The organism is Nitrosococcus oceani ATCC 19707 (assembly GCF_000012805.1).
GTDB lineage: Bacteria > Pseudomonadota > Gammaproteobacteria > Nitrosococcales > Nitrosococcaceae > Nitrosococcus > Nitrosococcus oceani.
In genome coordinates, this window is record NC_007484.1 from 2574033 (window position 1) to 2592151 (window position 18119).

Genomic DNA, 18119 nt, shown 5'->3' on the forward strand with positions numbered 1-18119 from the left:
ATAAATATCAATCAATGAGATAAAGAGCACAAATCTATGCCACATAGATTTCTAAAGGCAAGATGGGACTATATTTCGTCCTTTATTCTATTGCGCTCAAGATTTGGGGTGGCTCTATACCATATCCTTGCGCGAAATCAACGCCAATTTCTTGAAGTTTCGCCAAAATAGCCTTGCTTTCTACAAATTCAGCAATCACTTTCTTGCCCATAAAATGGCCGATTTCATTAATAGATTTGACCACTGCATAGTCGCTGGGACTGGTAGCAATGTCTTTCACAAATGCTCCATCAATCTTAAGATAATCTACCGGCAGGTTTTTTAGATATGAATAGGAGGACAAGCCACTGCCAAAATCATCTAATGAAAAATGACAGCCTAAATCCTTCACTGCCTCAATCAACTGGGCGGAATGGGAGAGATTAGCAACGCCAGCGGTTTCCGTAATTTCAAAGCAAACTCGCTGGGGAGGCACCCCGGTTCTGGCAAATTCACGTTTTATAAATGTCACTAGCCGCCTATCATTCAAGGATTGCCCTGAAAGGTTGATCGCTATCCCTCCAAGCTGCTCTAGCCTCTCCTTATGATCAGCCATCCACCGAAAAGCAGATTGAATCACCCATTGATCGATAGCCGCCATCCGATGATAGAACTCCGCCGTCTGAATAAACTCCCCAGCGGCGATCCACCGCCCATCCTGGTCCCGGAGACGTAGCAAGATCTCATAATGGGGTTCCATTTCTAAATGATCCGCAATGGGGGTAATTCGCTGACACCATAGCTGCAACCGACCATCTTCCAATACTTCATCGATTCTCGCAACCCACTCTATCATGCCATGCCGGCGCCTAAACTCCTCATCATCAAACTCGCAAGCTTGAATGCGGTTTCTTCCCGCCTCCTTTGCTTCCATGCAGGCTGCCTCTGCTCGTTGCAACAATACAGCTGCGTCGCATTTTTGCTCGGATACGGAAACCAAGCCAATACTGGCACCCACAGATAAACGCTTGTTATTCCAAACTAGCCTATGATTATCAATGGCAATTCGTTGCTGCTCCGCAATCTCACAGCCCTCATCATGGGAACATTGATTTAGCAATACTCCAAATTGATTATCCCCTAAACGGGCCAAAATTCCTCCATCAGGCAAGAATTCCGTTAGCAAGCTGGCAATTTCTTTTAATAGCGCATCTCCCGCCTCATAACCACAAGTGCTGTTGATAATTTTGAACTGATCTAGATCCAAGTAGAGCAAGACATAGGATTGAGCTTCATGATCTGCCTTGGCTAGAGCCCGGTTTGCCTGCTGTTCGAATTCCTTGCGGTTAACCAATCCGGTCAGGGGATCGTGGGTCGCCTCATAAGCAATATGGCTGTGGAATTTTTGCAGAACCGCGTATTGCGCCCGATCCAAAAGAGGGACATTCGCATCTTCTAGCACCGTGGCTGTTCCCCGGCGGAGCTGCATTGCAACTTCATTAAGACTCAAAGTGGCGGCTTTTCTACCTTTAGAGTCCACAAAGACAAAGGTAGTACAATCTTCGGCAACCCACACCAGCTGCAAACGCCGCAGGTGATTTTGCCCATCAGCAAATTGTACCCAGCAATGGAGAGGTAGCTGTTTAGCTCGATTTACCCACTCTTCCGGATCCTCCTCTCTATTTTTAACGCTCGGCATTGGATCGCCCCAACGACTATCGCCGGCACCACCCAGCCCTGCTTCTAGCTGCTTCTCGGCGATCCTCCGCCTCTTTTTTTTTAATTCTTGTTGTGCTTTATAGCTCTCAACTACCTGAGCAATATTGCTAGAAATAGACTGAGTCCGCTGTTCAAGCAGATGCTTAAGCTCATCTAGAACCCGGTTAAAGATAGCAACATCCTGATCAAAATCGCGAGCAATATATTCCACCAAATAATCAATGTTGTCCTCAAGTTGCGCATCGATGTCATCGCGCTCCTCGCTTGGAGGAATTTCAAGCTGCGCCAATAGATTAAGAAGCTGTCGTGCGGGATGATCTTCCAAATGCAGAAAAGCTTTATCCAGGACCGCGAGCCGCAGTAAGGGGGCTTCCAACTGCTCGATCCAGCTTTTCGTATTCTCCGACAGAACACTATCTTCTAAGATAGATACCAGCAGGTTACCCGTAATCTCCATAAGCTCGCAGGCTTCGGCACTGCTGCGATCGTTGTGAACAGTGCCTTCCTGCTCCATGATCTCTGGTAGAAGATGGGCCATCCGCTTAGCAATTCTATCCTCGCTAACACTGGTCATGCTGGAATTCGCGAATGCCTTATTCGCCTTTAATGAGCTAGCCGCAGCCTTTCCCGAGGGTTCTTCTCCTCCTCTTGGGCGCCGTCCACCTAGTTTATATAAACCCAGTAATTCACGAGTCACCCGGTAAGCTTCAGCCGTAGCTATAGTAGAATCAGCTTGTTGCGGGCGATCAAAAGCATGGGTCTCCGGTTTCAGGACAGAAGAAGGGGATATGGAGGCAGGGGAGACGGGATTGCTTAACGGGGCTTCCTCTTGTTTATCGGGCATTGAAGAAGAAGCGGCTCCATTGGCTTGAACTGACGACTCCTCGCTAAACGGTAGAGCTTTCTTTAGAGTACTTTGCCTCTGGGGGGCGGCGAATTTCCGTTCTAGGGATGGCAAAATGCCTTCCCCTCTTAGTAGTTCATTTAAGTTATTGTACAATAAACTTAATTTGTCTTCAGCCGTCTCCTTGAATACCTTGTAGATACGTTGCTTGATATAATGGCTTATCTCTAGATCCCGTATTGCTTCTTGCAGCGCCCGGCAAATAGCCCTTGGCCCCACAGGGTTATTTTCCTTATCAAGGCTCTCCCCCGCCAGGCGGCTAAAGCGCTTCTCAAGCTCAAATAATGGATCTGCATAGCGGGCCTCCATTTTCGATACGGCTTCGGCAATCGCTAACCAATCTTCAAATTCGTCCTTGTCTACCATGGAAAGCTTCGAAGACTCCGTCTTATCCTCTCGCGGAGGAAGAGGAGCATTACCTGTGGTGCCCAAGGCGCTTAGTCGCGCCAGAATCTTTTTTTGCCAGTGTTCCTCAACCTGCGGGCGATGACCTTTTATTTCTTCAATGGCATCAAGATAGAAGGTTTGCTCCAGATTATTTTCCGCATCCCTGGCACAGAGAAATAAGGCTTCATCCAGCCGCTCAAAAAAATCCCTTAAAATTATAGGAGAAAAATCAATTATTTGCTGCTGGCAAGCTTTTATGAGCGCATTGTCTCCTTGCTTACCTTTTCGCTCATCGGGGTGCACAGTTCGTTTCAGCGCCGGTGTCGGCTTGGGAGGAACTCGCCGTGACTGGGCGGTAAGATAGTGGAGAACTTGCAATACCTCGGGCCCAGGCTTGGAAAATGCTACGCCTATTCCTCCTTCAGACACTCGCGCCATACGGACATTAAGCGAAAAATCCTTATGACCGGCAGGTGTTGGACAAGAGAGATGGACGGTGATCGTCTCGCCCGTATGCCCTCGAAACTGAATATAAGCCGCCTGGGAATCCCTAGGGACCAAAAATAATCCGCCCAGGCAAAAATCTCGAATTTCCACCTCGCGCCGCCCTAATCGTGCGCTATTGATATAAGCATCCATCTGTACGGGTTGGCGCGGAAAGGCGCGGCGATCTAGCTTACGCTCCTGCGGTGTATACATACTAAACTCTATCTGTATTGACTAATGGACGGGCCTTAAAACACCCCATAGGTATCGACCCTTGCTAGTCACTTCTTTAATGTGCTTATGCTCCACGTTTATTCATCGTCTATATTTATTATTTTAAGATTTACTTCATTCAATCCCCTATGATAAGGAGAATAATAATGGCTCAAACTAATAGCGGCGACCGCACCCATGAGTGGTTCGTCCCTGCCTTTGGGCCATTGAAATTCCGGGTTCTGATGGGGCTGTTATTTCTTCCCTATACCGGTATGGTGCTTGCCTATACTGTGATTGGCTCGATGTTAGCCCCGGCAATACAGTGGGAACGGGTGATGGCTATCTTGCTCATTTACTTTCTTGCCCTAGGGATTGGCGCCCATGCGCTCGACGCCTTAGGTAGCAAGCATATCAAACCCTGGGGCCATGTTTTTTCGGTACGCCAGCTCCGTCTCCTCGCCGTGTTTTCCCTTCTCGCTGCCTATGGCATAGGCATTTACTATATGCTTCTCCATACCCCCTTACTCTGGCTCATTGCTATCCCCGAAGGCTTTTTTGTCCTGGCTTATAATTTAGAATGGTTCAAGGGCCGGTTTCATACCGATGGCTGGTTTGCTTTGTCTTGGGGCGGTTTACCAGTCCTTGCGGGTTATATTCTACAAACTAACCAAATATCCTTAGCTGCCCTGGTAATTAGCGCTGCCATGGGTTGTTTAAGCCTGGTGGAAATTAAAGCATCGCGCCCCTATAAGGCACTCAAACGAGTTCCTACCATGGACAGGGAAGAGAAAGATTTATCTCAAATACACACGCTGGAAAACATATTAAAGAGCATCAGCCTAGGAGTCATTTTACTGGCTGCCGGCATGGCCATCTGGCGTGGATGGGTCTAAAGTGAGCGCCATGGGAGAAAAAGCAGAAGGCATAGATTTTTTCAGCTACTGGAAAGAGACTCGTACCCGGCTTGACCAAGAGCTAAACTGCCAAATACCCGTGCTTTTTTCTGCACTCGGCTCGCAGCAAATCGAGACTATCCAACAAATCATCAAGAATGGTAAACGTATTCGGGGCTGCCTGGTTTTCCTTATGAACCAAACCCAAGAGGGCAAACTTGAAGATGCCTTACCAAGAGCCGTCGCCATCGAATGTATTCAAGCAGCCTCACTCATCCATGACGACTACCTCGATGAGGATGTCATTCGCCGCAAGCGCCCCGCAACCTGGACCGTAGAAGGACCACGAAGGGCAGTACTGCTAGGAGATATCATGTTCGCAACCGCAATCCAGAGCATGGCGGAATTAAGCAAGGATGACGGCGCTACGGTTGCACGCGCCATTGCTACCGTGGCTAATGGCGCTTACCAAGAACTTTTTTGGCAAACGAAAACTAGGGAAAGAAGACTGCATAAACTACTCGAAAAAAATCTTTACGATCACATTATCTACCTTAAAACAGGCGCTCTTTTCGGTGCTGCCTGCCAGCTAGGCGCTATTGCGGCTGGTGCCCTCAGGGAAATCCCAACCCTAGCCTACGCCTTTGGTGCCCGGACTGGAGAAGCCTACCAAATTGCCGACGATCTTGAAGACTTTATCGCCTGGTGGACACAACCTCAGAAGAACTTAAAAACACTTTCTTCGCTACTCCCAGCACTTCACTATTTTTGCCATAAAACAGGGCTTACCCTTCCCCGTCATACTTTTAGCTCGCAAAAGGCGCTACAGGACTGGAGCCAGCGTATTGGGCACAAGTTCATCTACTATATGGAGCAGGAAATCAATCTACGTTTGAAGCAAGCGGAATCTTACATCGAATTTTTTCCTAACAATCCGTACACTCAAATACTCAGCAAGGCACCCGCCAAAATCACCGCCATGATGCACTATTCCGCCACTACTTCCAGCGCCCTGTCTCAAGCATAATGGGCTATTTTTTCATTTCCGGGCCGAAACGATGGCCGAGCCATAGAGGGTCAAATACTCCCTCTGAATATGATGAAACCCCTCTTGTTGGAGGGATTCTTTCAGTTCCGTCAGCCAAGGACTCTCTTCAATCAGCTGGGGCAAACCATAATAAATTTCCCGCCAAGAGGGGAAAAAACGACTGCCAATAGTTTGTAGTATCTTGAAATAAAGACGCCAGAATCGGATGAGGTAGGGTTTAGGAGGGAAGGTAAAATCATGCATTAAGAGTAAACCGCCCTCTTTCAGCATGGCTTTATTGTTATGGGTGAGGCTCCTTAGCTCGGCGTACTTAGCTAGGTAGGAAGAGCTGATGCAATCAAAAGGTTCTTCTGAGCGATAATCTTCCGCCCGGCTTAATACTAACTCAATGTTTTTTAACCCTAATCTCTGAACTTTTTGGCGCGCAATCTTCAGATACTCCTCCCGCAGCTCCACGCCAACGACCTGGCAGCCTGGATAGCGACTAGCAATCGCTAACGTAGAAATGCCCGTCCCGCAAGCCAAGTCCAAGATACGGCTAGCGTTGGGGGGCATAAGATTAACCATCCTGCGCTTCCAAAGGCGATCGATACCAAAGGTCGCAAAATTAACCATAAAATCATAGCTCTTACCGGTGCCAGCAAAAAACCGCTGGACTAGCATCAATCTTGGATCAAGCTGTTTCATCATTTATTCCTGATAATCCATAATCTCTAGTAGCTGCGCCTGACACTCTACCGGCCTAGGTCCAGACCTCTACCCATATACTATACTTAGACAGATGCAACTGTGGTTACTTTTCCTTGATAGGAAAAGGTTTAAATGTCAAAATTTAGCAAATTGAGTATAGAGCAAAATATTATGAAGCACGATAAAGATACCTTCGAAAAATTACTGGACAATCTCAAGCAACAACGTGATGAATTACGTGTGCAAGTGCATCTAGCAAAGCTTGAGGCCCAAGAAGAATGGGAAGAAGTAGAAAAAAAATGGGATAAATTAAAGCCCACGCTGGATGCGATCCGTGATGAGACCATTGAAAGTTCAAAAAATATTTTTGCTTCCTTAGGTTCTATCGCTGAAGAAATCGAAAGCGGATATAAACGGATTAAAAAACACTTGGAATAAGCCCTAGTGCTGACTTAAAAAGCCAGCCATCACGGCATAAACGCTTGACCAATGCGAAAGGAATAGCAGATACGCTTTTTATTTTAAGATGTGCCCCAGAATAATTCGAGATTTTCCTAGAAAACAGCTAGTGATAGCCGAATAGCTACCTGGAGGATAAATGATAGGGTAAAGATTTTCCAGGCACAAAATTACGCGGGCTTCTTTTGATACTGCGCATTGTAGTGAGCTGATGTCTGATATCCAATGGAGGCATGGCGGGCTTGCTAAACGCTTAGACACGATCTAGCATGAGTTTAGTTTAACCACCCGCACTTTCATTTCCGCTATATCGTGATTTACTTTCTTCTCCTGCATCACTACGCGCGCTCTTCTTGCTCTCTTTCTGACTTGAGTTCGTGCCTCCAATAGATTATATAAGACCTCTTCAGAATACTTAAAACCTAAAGCCAAACAACCTTGGTCTTCTCTGCAGGTAAAAACCTAGATTAGGCTTCCGAATTGAAAACACTAGCCATAAAACCAAGCATCTCACCCACTCCAACGAACAGTCGCTGTAAAAATATTCGGACTAAACTAAAACTATAACCAAAAATCCATTTTAGAGGAGGTATGATAAGGGCGCAATAATTTAAAAACCAACAGACCCTCCCTGCCCCGCGATGACAGGATACTCAAGAAAAGTCTACCACTAAAGGTAAAAAGTATTATGGAATGGATTGCCGATCCTCAAGCGTGGATAGCATTGGCAACGCTTACCGCACTTGAAGTTGTTCTCGGTATAGACAATATCATTTTTATTTCTATACTTGTTTCCCGATTACCTCTTCAGCAACGGGACAAAGCAAGGATCGCTGGCCTATCATTGGCAATGGGCATGCGTATTGCTCTACTGCTCTCCCTTGCATGGGTCATGGGCCTCACAACTCCTCTTTTTTCAATATTGGGAGAAGAAATAACAGGGCGAGAGATTATTCTCATTGGCGGCGGACTTTTCTTGTTAGCAAAAAGCACCATTGAAATTCACAATAGCCTTGAAGGAACGGAAGAGCACACTCAAAGCTCGCAAGCAGTAAGTTTCGGGGTAATTCTTGCTCAGATTGCCGTTTTAGACATCGTATTTTCCCTCGATTCAGTGATCACAGCTATTGGAATGGTAAGCCAAATCCCCGTCATGGTCATTGCCATCGTTATCGCGATTCTTATCATGATGGTTGCCTCCAAATCCATTGGGGAATTTGTGGACACCCATCCTACTATAAAGATGCTTGCCTTAAGCTTTTTGGTATTAATCGGGGTCACTTTGATTGCTGAAGGCTTTGAGCTGCATATTCCAAAAGGATATATTTACTTCTCCATGGCCTTCTCCGTAGCAGTGGAAATGCTCAACTTGCGTCGCCGGAAAAAACAACAAGCAGCCAGATCTCCAATTAAACTCTATAGACGGTTGTAAGACAGATCGATATAAGGAAAAGTAGATGGCGTGGACTCATCTTGTCGTCGCTGGATTGCTAGAAATCGTCTGGGCCATTGGGCTAAAATATACTATGGGCTTCACCAAATTTTGGCCAAGCGTTTTTACTGTTATAGCGATGATCGCTAGCTTTTATTTTCTTTCCCAAGCATTAAAAGTTATTCCTATAGGCACGGGATACGCTATGTGGACAGGAATCGGCGTCGCTGGCACGGCTGTCTTGGGGATTATTCTTTTCTCGGAATCGGCTGCGCTGCCTCGCTTAGCATGTATCGCCCTGATTGTAGCCGGCATTATTGGATTGAAACTTACCTCATCTGATTAGATTTAAGTCAATATTAAGACACAATTGACTCGGCGATACATTTCTTCCTTGACTGGCTCATTACTCTTCTGACCGCTTACTCTCTATATCTGTTTCTTTATCCCTACAGCCGTCTGAAGTGATTCTCCCAGCTGCTTCAGACGCCAACAACTTCTCAACAGCCACGCGTAACGCCAGATTTTGACGCTCGATTTTACGCCGCTCGTTCTGTAAGGAGCGCAGCAGCGACGCAACCATAAAAACCATCAATATCATAAAGGGAAAAGCAGCAATGATGGAAATCGTCATAGCAGCGATAATGAAGTCGGTGGGACCGGCGAAAAAAACGAATAATAATAGCCCAGCCGCCAGCAGCATATTCAAATCACTGACGTAACGCACCCCTTTTTCCAAGGGAGTCAAAGCGCTCAACAGGAACACCACGGCTATACCGGCAAGAATCGCCAATTGTTGAGGGACACCAAACGCTAGATCAGAAACCGTGATAAGGCCGCTGTTGATCTGAATGACTCCCATCCCCACTGTGGTGGCTACCCCAAACACGGTAGAGACTACTGCCAGTATATCAATAGCCTTGCCTAAAAGCCCCTCAACCCGGCTGCCAAGACTATCGCGGAAAGCCTCGCTAATCAGGGCGCCTCGGGAACAACGGAAGCGAACATAGGCAATGGCTAGCGCCACGACAGCAAAATTAGCCTACTGATGGAAACCCCAGTGAAAAAGGGAGTAGCGCAGCCCTAAACTGGCAGCTTCCGGCATCCGCGCTGGCGCCTGGTGCAGGGGTGGGTCCACGTAGTGCGTCATGGGTTCAGCCACTCCCCAAAATACCAACCCTACCCCCATGCCAGCGGAGAAAATCATGTCTAGCCAGGTAGGGAAAGAGAATTCCGGCTCTTCTCCTTCGGCCCCAAGCCTCAACTTGCCATGATCACTGATAGCTACTCCCACGCAAAATACCAGAAAACCAGTAGTGACGAACAAATATAACCAGCCAAAATGCCGGGTGGTGAAATGCAATACGCCTTGAGACCATAGGGACAGATCGCCAGGCCAAAATATTCCTGCAAGCGAACATCAGTTTCTCAAAATTAATCGGCTTTCCATCTACCGTTTTGCCCGATACTATACTAGCAGCTTGTTTTTGATATGCCTCAACACAATCAAGCGGCTATGGACACAACATAAGATAAGACCAGAGATACTGTATCTAGCATATACTCGCCCACGATATAGCAACTCTTTCGGCATTACACGATATAGCAACTCTTTCGGCATTAAAGGAGAAAAAAGAATAATTTTATGTAGAGTGTATTATTATTTACTCAAAAATAAATAAAGCAATGCAAATTCATTACTTTCAACACGTACCCTTCGAGAAGCCCGCCAATATTGAAAAATGGGCAAGAGCTCATCACCATCCATTGTCGGCTACCCAATTTTATCGTGGCGATCCTCTACCCGACATCAAAGCTATTGATTGGCTGGTGGTGATAGGTGGCCCTATGAATGTTTACGAAGAAACTACCTACCCCTGGCTAGCACAGGAAAAAAAATTTATTGAACAAGCCATTAAAGAAGATAAAGTTGTGATTGGAATTTGTCTAGGAGCCCAATTAATTGCCGATGTGCTAGGCGCAAAAATATTTCCAAATCCATATAAGGAGATTGGCTGGTTTCCCGTCCAATTCACGGCGGAAGCCCATGCTTCATCCTTGCTTAGCTTCTTACCCCGGGAGCTCAGAGTTTTTCACTGGCATGGGGATACTTTTGAATTACCATCGGGCGCTATCCGATTAGCCCGAAACGAAGCCTGTCATAACCAGGGATTTATTTATAATAAGAAAGTGCTAGCTTTACAGTTTCACCTTGAAGTCAGATTAGAGAATGTACAGCAAATCATCGCCCATTGTGGAAATGAACTTATAGAGGACAGGTATATCCAAAAACCAGAAGAGATGCTATCCCAGAGGGAAGATTTCAGAAAAATTAATGGTGCTATGAAAGGTATTTTAGACAGACTTTTCCAGCAAACTGCTTCTTAAGTTCTGCAATATATCTATATATCTATGAATAAAATAACAAGGGTAAGATGGAGCGAGGGGGTACTCGTACTCGCCAGAGGAATCGTAGATGAGGGTCGTCTTTTCGGGTTCGGAGATGGGCGACCAGGTTAGTTCGTAGAAAAGAAGTTCCCGTGTTCCCGCCTTGGAGTCCTCTATAGATGGTGAACGCACCCCCCAGCGAGCGTGCGAAGCGTAGCGGCGCATCGAGCGCTAGTTTTACCATGAATTCCCGCGATGATTTTCTCGTTGCCACAAGCGCGACCTATCCTCGGGAGGAGGAGAAGTGATGCGCGTGGAGGGTGATACCCAACCGGGGGCCTTGCGCGCTAAGTCGTGGCCAGCCCAAGGCACCCATTGAAGCGCGAATTCTCCAGGCGGATGAGGTTTTGTAGGAACAAAATCGACATCAGTCATGGTGAAACTCCAAGTTCCAGTAGCGGTACAGGCACAAGGTGCCCAGCTCATCAGAACAAATGACGGGGACAGGATGATATTCCGGCGCTATTGCGAGATTTTTAGGTGAGAGCGGGAGGAGGGTCAGATCTTTTGTGCTTTCCACAGTGACGTCGAGGCCCATGGCCTTGGCCAAATTCTCGACCAGTCCGAGGACATAGTCTGGTTGGAATTTGCCGTCTATTTTAAACTGGGGATGACTGCCGGCGATTGTCCAGCTATTCAAAAAACCGGCGCCGAAGGCACCATCATCGCCACCACCGGAAATAGCAAGGAATACCGCGCGCAGTGGGAAACACGTTATCCTTATCACCCCACCCACGCCCCCGAGCAGGCGCTCGAGGACTATCGCCAATGCTGGCAAACGGAATGTCTGCTTGCGGTGATGAAGCTCCGGGGCTTCCCTCGAAGACACGCAAATATCACCGATCCAAACCGGGTCGCTCGATTGCTCGCGGTCATGACCTTGGCGCTGTGCTGGTGCTATAAGGTGGGGCTCTGGTTAGAGCGGCAACAACCCATTGAGATCAAAAAACATCAGCGCCGCGCTTGTAGTGGGGCCCGTTTGGGCCTGGATACGGTGCGCCAGGCTTTGCTCAATGGCGCTTCACAAGCACGCTTGATAGGCTACTGTATTCACTTCCTTTTCGATAAAAAGACCATCACATGGCAAACTCTTAGGAAAACGCTTTGTTTTTGTACCGTACTGAGGTTAATAGTTATGATTCAAGCGTTTTATTAGTTCTCCAGCTATTTCATTTGCTGTTTCGGAGAGGTTTTTTCTCATAACGCGATCCATAACTGAACCACGCTGACCTCCCCAACCATTTTGCCACGTAATTGCAGCGATTATATGACCGCCCGAGGTGTTAGTAATGCGAACGCTAGCACTTTCTGGCGTGCCATCTTTGGCATCCACGGCTTTTGCCGCAGGAACAGCATCAATACCTTTTTCTTGTAGTGCTGCAAATCCTTGCGAGGAGGTAACCTCAAATTCTTTTAATCCAGCCCGAGCTAAGATCGTAGTTGCTTCATTTGAATCAATAACTGTGAGGCCCCGGTTAAAAAGCTCTACACTAATAGCCTCACCAAGGACACCAGAACCAGGGGCAATCGCTATCCTTGAAATTGATTGGGGAGAGTGTGCTAACGGCTGGGTTAACGAGACCTTAGAACCCGCACAAGCAGTGAGAAAGAAGACGCCCACTAGAACAACAATTCCATTTCTAATTCTTCTATTATCTACCAACTCTTTAAACGCCCTTTTGATCTATATCCTATAAAGTAGGGTATCGGCCTTTTGGTAAAAAGGCTAAGCGTAGATATATTTCGTCTGAAAGTAGCCCCAGGGTGGCCCCAAACTAAAAAGGCTCACGCCTAATTGGTGTAAGACTTTGATTTTACTGGTGGGCCATCAAGGACTCGAACCTTGAAGCAACTGATTAAGAGTCAGAATACCTTTCTTTTTACCTACCCTTACCTAGTTTTAACTTTTTTTAATACCCCTTTCCCATCATGGCGTTATCGTCTATATTAGTCCCTGCTATTTTTATTTAGTTTTATATAGCGTACTTACGAGGCGCTTACAGGGTTAAAAAGAGGTTGCCCATGAAACCCGCACCACAGAGAACCAAGCTTACCAAGACGGTCGTTGATCGCCTGCCCGCGCCTACGAGGGGCCAAGCTTTCTATTGGGACAGCGCGCTACCCTGCTTTGGCGTGCGGGTATCGGCGGGAGGCGTGAAGTCATTTGTTATTCAAAAGCGCATTCAAGGCCGGGAGAAACGAATCACGCTAGGCAAGTACGGCCATTTAACACTCATGCAGGCCCGCAAGGAGGCCGCGCGGCTGTTAGGGGAAATTGCCGTAGGACGCAACCCATTAGCTGAGAAGGCGCAAGCAAAACTACGGGCCGTGACGCTCGGCGAGGCGCTTGAGCACTATCTAACCTCAAGGCCACTGAAAGCGCGCACCATTCAGGGAACGCGGCACACCATGGGAAAGTGCTTTAGTGACTGGATGAAGCGCCCCCTGACAAGCATTACCAGGGATAAAGTCGCCGCCAGGCATAAGCAGCTAGGCACCGCTAGCAAGTCCCACGCTAACTTAGCTATGCGGTATTTAAGGGCTGTCTTCAACTTCGCCATGGCGGACTATACCGATAACGAAGGCCGCCCTGTGATTGCGGATAACCCCGTCAACCGCTTGTCCGAGGCTAGAACCTGGTTCCGGGTAGAGCGCAGGCGCACGGTGATAAAGTCCCACGAGTTAAAGCCCTGGATGCAGGCCGTACAGAGGCTAGAGAATGGGGCAGCCCGTGACTACTTTATGTTGGTATTGCTAACGGGCCTTCGACGCACCGAGGCGCTTAATTTACGCTGGCAGAACGTGGACTTAGTCGCTAACACCCTTACAGTCCAGGACACCAAGAACCACCAGGCCCACACCCTGCCCCTATCCGACTACCTGACGGAGATGCTAGCGGCACGGCTAGAGGATACCTATAGCGAGTATGTGTTCAGCACCTCCAGGGGACGGCTTTCCAACCTGAGAGGCCCGCTTGCTGAGGTAAGGAGCTATGCGGGTATATCGTTTTCTATCCATGACTTAAGGCGCACCTTCGCCACTGTGGCGGACTCCCTGGATGTGCCAGGCTACGCCGTTAAAGCACTCCTTAACCATAAGGCGGCTAATGATGTGACGGCGGGCTATATCGTGGTGGATACGGAAAGGCTACGCGCCCCCATGCAGAAGATTACCGACTTTATGTTAAGGGCAGGCGGCTTATGGGAAGGGGGCGAAGTGGTGGAGCTTAGGCAGTACGGATGACCAGGCGCGAGAAGTTGCTAGAGGCTATTTGCACCAATCCCAAAGCAGTCCGGTTTGAAGATGCCTGCCAGGCCGCTAAGCACTTAGGCTTTATTCATCATGGCGGGAAAGGCTCTCACAGGGCATTCAAACGAAAGGGGGAACCCGTGCAGCTTAACTTCCAAAACCGCCAAGGGACTATTCCACCTTATCAGGCGCGGCAATTGATAGCGATGATACGCAAGTACGGAGGCAACCGATGAAGTATCTAATTGAGGTTTTCTGGAGCGATGAGGACAGCGGCTATATTGCGCTTGTACCCGACCTGCCAGGCTGTAGCGCATGGGGAGCAACGCCGGAGGAAGCTACACGGGAAATTCAGGACGCTATGACCGCATGGCTAGAGGCTTGCCAGCAGTCGGGGGAGTCCATACCGAAGCCTGCCGCCAAAGCAAGGTACGTGGCTTAGGACTTTATTTAACGGTTTTGGCTTTTTACCGATACACGGGCATAAGGGCTTAGCGGTTTTTAATTGCCCCCTGCGTTTTGCAGCAAAACACCCTATGTTGAGTATAGATAGGTTAATTATTTTTAATTACCCGTCAACGGGTTTTGAAATTCACCGATAAGGGTATATGACAGGCGTTAAGTGGGCCTGTTTGACATGAAGCAGCCCTAGGAGTGTTGGCGCACTCACTAGGGCCTAACCATAGAACAATTGTGAGGCGCTCTAAATGGCTACTTCTAATATTAGCAAAGAAACCCCTTCCTGTAATTCACCCCTTCAACTAGTAGGCGAGAGAGAAGCGGCCGCGATACTCTGCCGGTCGGTTTCTTATATGCAAATTTCCCGCTGGCGTGGTGACGCCCCCCTTCTACCGGATAGGCCGCGCCGTTAGGTACGACAAAAACGAACTCATTGAGTGGGTGAAGGCGCGGCGGTGTCAGTCCACATCACTATAACCCCCTAAACGCAGAAAAGCCCCGAGTTTACCGGGGCTTCCCTATTAATCTTTTCCCTCTCCCAAAGGAATAGATAACATGAATTATAACACTTCTTCCGCACTTTTGCACCTCAATAAATCCACCGTCAAGGACGCCGCACGCGGCCAATGGAGGACTATCCTTTCACCCCTTGGCGTCCCCCTACCGAACCACGGCAGACACGCACCCTGCCCCACCTGCGGCGGGAAAGACCGTTTCCGGTTCACCGACAAGCACGGCAACGGAGAGTATTACTGTAATCACTGCCGCGGCGGCGATGGGTTGCAGTTACTCCAAAACTACCACGGCTGGAGGTTTCAGGAAGCGATACAAAACGTTGCCGAATTGCTGAACCTGGAGGAAGAGACCTGCCAGCCTTTCGAGTTTGGCAAGTTCGACGCCGACAAAATCGCACCTAGCGGTAACCCTCAAACCCCGGCACCACGTCACCAGGAACCCGCAAAGCCGAAGCGCCCGCCCTCCAACATTCTCCAGCAGTGGCAAATGACGCGGCCAGCCAGCCCCGACCATACGTACCTGAAAATTAAACGAGTTCAGCTTTGCCCCGGTATCCGTCTGAGCCGAAATTACAGGCGGCTGGTCGTCCCTATGCGCTGCACAGAAAACCAATTATGGGGCATTCAAAATATTTCCCCGAATGGGAAGAAAACCGCCACTAAGGGCAGCGATAAGAAGGGGCATTTTTTCCCCATCAAGGGCCAAGATGATCGCGCCTTGTTCATCGTTGAGGGGCTAGCCACCGGGCTAAGCGTGCATGAGGCTACCGGGTTTCCTGTGGTGGTGGCGTTCGACGCCAACAACTTGCTACCTGTGGCGGAAAACATCCGGGCCGCGTGTCCTGATTTGCCCCTGGTGATAGCGGCGGATAACGATGCCTGGACGGACGGTAATCCAGGCATTACGGCAGCCATGGAGGCCGCCGAGGCTGTGGACGGGGCGATAGTATGGCCGGAGTTTGAGCCGGGGGCTGAAACAGTGGCGGGCAGACCCACCGATTTTAATGACTTGCAGCGTTTGTGTGGGGCTGAGGCTGTCCGGGACCGCATACGCGAATTATTGCCACGGGGCTTTGTTCCCGGATGGATTCCAATCAGGGGGGAGAGGGTTACCGAGGCGGCCAGCCTGGCGGGAGGTGCGGCATGAAGGCTAATAATGAGAAGGGAAACCTGCATAACCTATTCCTATTCCCAGAGGGCGAAACAGAAGCCCCAGGGGCCGCTTCCGGGAAGGCCACCAAGGCCAAGATACCATCAAGCGCCAAGCGTGCCCCGAAGGTTAAAGCGGATGCGGTGAACGACAAAGGGACCCCTGCCCCTTCCCTGAATGGAGAATCAAACCCTAAGACCCAGGCAGCCGAGACCACCCCGAAAGCTAAGGCCGACAAGAAAAAGCAGGTTGATATTAGGCCGCCTTGTTTCGCGGTGCATGATGATTTTTGCCTAGTTAACGGACGTGAGACATGCCCCGGCGTTTGGCGGTATGACGTGAAAGAGACCAAAGAGGGAACGGTCCTTGTTAGAGAGTGGGTAGCAACCCCCATTCATGTAAGAGCGATTACGCGCAACGAACAGGGCGAAAATTACGGGTTTCTACTGGAGTTCCTGGACGATGATAAAAAATGGAAAACCTGGTCCATGCCTAGACGGATGTTAAGCGGTAGCGGCGAGGATGTGCGCAAGGCGCTATTAGATAGGGGTGCGCGCATAGCTCCAGGAAAGGGAGGTCTGTTGAATAGATATTTCATGAAGCAATTCCCCAAGCGCCGCGTCACTTCAACATCCCGTGTAGGCTGGACCGATGACGGGGAAACCTTTGTATTCCCAAGGGAGTGTATTAGCAGCCTAAGAGGCAAGGAAGCCATTTTTCAGGCTGAAATGCTGGCCGAGGCCGACTATCCGAAAAAAGGCACCCTGGAGGGATGGCGGCGAAACATCGGCCAGCTATGCGAGGGTAACCCCGTGCTAACCATGGCCGTATCGGCGGCGCTGGCCGGGCCACTGCTGTTAAAAACGGATAAAAGCGAGGGCGCAGGCATTCACTTCTTAGGCGACAGTTCCAAGGGGAAATCTACCGCGTTACAGGTAGCCGCTAGCGTCTGGGGCAATCATGAGTTTATGCAATCCTGGAACAGTACAGCCAATGGATTAGAGGGCATAGCGGCGGCCAGAAATGACACCTGTTTAATTATTGATGAGATAAGCGAGGGCAACCCCTATGAGCTGGGTAAAATTGCCTACATGATAGCCAACGGCAGAGGCAAGAGCCGGGCTAACCGCATAGGGGAAGCTAAGGGAATAAGACGCTGGCGGATTGTGGCGCTATCCACAGGAGAGAAAACCCTTTCCTCCATGCTGGAGTCCGTCAAAATCGATGCCAATTCCGGGCAGAATGTTCGCCTTCTAAACATCCCTTCCACCGGGTTTAGTTACGGCGCGTTTGACTGCCTCCATGGTTTCGCTAGTGGGCGGGAGCTGGCGGATGCCCTCAAGCAAGCGCGCCACCATGACTACAGTCTAGTAGGTTACGCATTCATTGAAAACCTACTAAAGAGAAGGTCGCCAAACCTACCAAGCCGACTTAAGGACATTACCGACGAACTCAAGCCACTTGTTAACACGACCATAGAAGGGCGGGCAGCCGATACCATGGCCCTGTTCATCCTGGCCGGGGAACTGGGCATTGAATACGGCCTATTACCCTGGAAGCCTGGCGCGGCCATGGAGGCGGGCAAAATCCTGTTTGAGCTATGGCGGGATAACCAGACCGGGGACGGGACCGAGGATAAGCAGATTCTTAAGAATGTTAAGGACTTTATCGACAGGCATGGAGATAGCCGCTTTCAATTCAGAGGCACGCAACCTGATAAGGATTTTGTGACTATCAGGGATAGGGCCGGATGGTTTGAGATGAATGACGATAATGAAAGGGTTTACCTGTTTCACTCTAGCGGTCTGAAAGAGGCCGGGGGAGGGTTTGAACTTAAACGCGTTGCCCAGGCGCTAGATAGGGCGGGATGGGTAACCAAAAAAGGCAAAGGAAGGTTAAACCTTAGCTATGACTTTAGAGACTTCAAGGGCAGGCTTTACGCTATCAAGCCAGAATCGAATTTAGATTAACGTTTTTGGACTGGTGAGTGTGGTGAGAAATGTTAACCGCCTTACTCTCCCAAGGGTTTCGGCGCTTCCTCACCACACTCACCACTAGAAAAACGCAACTTTGAATTTATTTTTT

At 49.0% G+C, this 18119-nt stretch carries 16 protein-coding genes, 1 tRNA gene and 1 pseudogene; 12 read left to right on the forward strand and 6 right to left on the reverse strand.

Translation table 11 applies throughout. The annotated features are described in order from the left end of the window. Window positions 1–82: 82 nt before the first annotated feature. Window positions 83–3688 (reverse strand): DUF1631 family protein, encoded by a 3606-nt coding sequence (locus tag NOC_RS11900; RefSeq protein ID WP_002810537.1) that lies wholly within the window; start codon window positions 3686–3688, stop codon window positions 83–85. A 167-nt stretch (window positions 3689–3855) separates the two neighbouring features. On the opposite strand from NOC_RS11900, the gene NOC_RS11905 reads away from it, so the two are divergent. Continuing rightward, on the forward strand, window positions 3856–4584 hold the full coding sequence (locus NOC_RS11905; protein WP_002809387.1) for a hypothetical protein: 729 nt from the start codon (window positions 3856–3858) through the stop codon (window positions 4582–4584). After that, window positions 4571–5611 carry a polyprenyl synthetase family protein gene (locus NOC_RS11910; protein ID WP_002810745.1) on the forward strand — a complete coding sequence of 347 codons (1041 nt, stop codon included), beginning with the start codon at window positions 4571–4573 and terminating at the stop codon, window positions 5609–5611. Before NOC_RS11905 ends, NOC_RS11910 begins: the two co-directional genes overlap by 14 nt. A 12-nt stretch (window positions 5612–5623) precedes the next feature. Here NOC_RS11910 and NOC_RS11915 read toward each other — a convergent pair whose 3' ends face one another. Next, window positions 5624–6322 (reverse strand): class I SAM-dependent methyltransferase, encoded by a 699-nt coding sequence (locus tag NOC_RS11915; RefSeq protein WP_002809961.1) that lies wholly within the window; start codon window positions 6320–6322, stop codon window positions 5624–5626. Between the two features lie 132 nt (window positions 6323–6454). Between NOC_RS11915 and NOC_RS11920 the strand changes: the two genes are divergently transcribed. The 3 genes from NOC_RS11920 (at window position 6455) to sugE (ending at window position 8559) form a co-directional block, all read left to right on the forward strand. Continuing rightward, window positions 6455–6760 carry a hypothetical protein gene (locus NOC_RS11920; protein ID WP_002811292.1) on the forward strand — a complete coding sequence of 102 codons (306 nt, stop codon included), beginning with the start codon at window positions 6455–6457 and terminating at the stop codon, window positions 6758–6760. A 709-nt stretch (window positions 6761–7469) separates the two neighbouring features. After that, the gene (locus tag NOC_RS11925) at window positions 7470–8213 is read left to right on the forward strand and encodes a TerC family protein (protein WP_002808940.1); all 744 of its coding nucleotides are present in this window, start codon (window positions 7470–7472) and stop codon (window positions 8211–8213) included. Between the two features lie 25 nt (window positions 8214–8238). Continuing rightward, window positions 8239–8559, forward strand: coding sequence for a quaternary ammonium compound efflux SMR transporter SugE (gene sugE / locus NOC_RS11930; protein WP_002808810.1), 321 nt, complete (start codon window positions 8239–8241; stop codon window positions 8557–8559). 60 nt (window positions 8560–8619) lie between these two features. Here sugE and NOC_RS18240 read toward each other — a convergent pair. Further along, window positions 8620–9618 (reverse strand): annotated as a pseudogene (locus NOC_RS18240) (BCCT family transporter). Between the two features lie 281 nt (window positions 9619–9899). Here NOC_RS18240 and NOC_RS11940 point away from each other — a divergent pair. Further along, complete coding sequence (locus NOC_RS11940) at window positions 9900–10601, forward strand: type 1 glutamine amidotransferase (protein ID WP_002809245.1); 702 nt, start codon at window positions 9900–9902, stop codon at window positions 10599–10601. Window positions 10602–10838: 237 nt separating this feature from the next. Here the strand turns inward: NOC_RS11940 and NOC_RS16955 are convergent, their stop codons facing one another. Continuing rightward, complete coding sequence (locus NOC_RS16955) at window positions 10839–11036, reverse strand: hypothetical protein (RefSeq protein ID WP_081430977.1); 198 nt, start codon at window positions 11034–11036, stop codon at window positions 10839–10841. 205 nt (window positions 11037–11241) lie between these two features. Between NOC_RS16955 and NOC_RS17530 the strand changes: the two genes are divergently transcribed. Beyond that, complete coding sequence (locus NOC_RS17530) at window positions 11242–11817, forward strand: hypothetical protein (RefSeq protein ID WP_002810553.1); 576 nt, start codon at window positions 11242–11244, stop codon at window positions 11815–11817. Here NOC_RS17530 and NOC_RS11955 read toward each other — a convergent pair. Together NOC_RS11955 and NOC_RS11960 are read right to left on the reverse strand one after the other, a co-directional pair. Next, entirely contained in the window at window positions 11788–12324 is a 537-nt protein-coding gene (locus tag NOC_RS11955) for a hypothetical protein (protein WP_011330904.1), read from the reverse strand. The genes NOC_RS17530 and NOC_RS11955 overlap by 30 nt on opposite strands. Before the next feature lie 155 nt (window positions 12325–12479). Continuing rightward, window positions 12480–12551: transfer RNA gene (locus tag NOC_RS11960), tRNA-Ser, on the reverse strand. Between the two features lie 132 nt (window positions 12552–12683). Between NOC_RS11960 and NOC_RS11965 the strand changes: the two genes are divergently transcribed. From NOC_RS11965 to NOC_RS11985, 5 genes are all read left to right on the forward strand, one after another. Next, window positions 12684–13904 carry a tyrosine-type recombinase/integrase gene (locus NOC_RS11965; RefSeq protein ID WP_002810512.1) on the forward strand — a complete coding sequence of 407 codons (1221 nt, stop codon included), beginning with the start codon at window positions 12684–12686 and terminating at the stop codon, window positions 13902–13904. Then, window positions 13901–14146 carry a type II toxin-antitoxin system HicA family toxin gene (locus NOC_RS11970; protein ID WP_002811265.1) on the forward strand — a complete coding sequence of 82 codons (246 nt, stop codon included), beginning with the start codon at window positions 13901–13903 and terminating at the stop codon, window positions 14144–14146. Before NOC_RS11965 ends, NOC_RS11970 begins: the two co-directional genes overlap by 4 nt. Further along, window positions 14143–14352 carry a type II toxin-antitoxin system HicB family antitoxin gene (locus NOC_RS11975; protein WP_002810487.1) on the forward strand — a complete coding sequence of 70 codons (210 nt, stop codon included), beginning with the start codon at window positions 14143–14145 and terminating at the stop codon, window positions 14350–14352. The genes NOC_RS11970 and NOC_RS11975 overlap by 4 nt, the downstream gene beginning before the upstream one ends. A 572-nt stretch (window positions 14353–14924) precedes the next feature. Next, window positions 14925–16031: a primase-helicase zinc-binding domain-containing protein gene (locus NOC_RS11980; protein ID WP_002810713.1), complete on the forward strand. Its 1107-nt coding sequence runs from the start codon at window positions 14925–14927 to the stop codon at window positions 16029–16031. Next, window positions 16028–18004, forward strand: coding sequence for a DUF927 domain-containing protein (locus NOC_RS11985; RefSeq protein ID WP_002809082.1), 1977 nt, complete (start codon window positions 16028–16030; stop codon window positions 18002–18004). The genes NOC_RS11980 and NOC_RS11985 overlap by 4 nt, the downstream gene beginning before the upstream one ends. Window positions 18005–18119 lie beyond the last annotated feature (115 nt).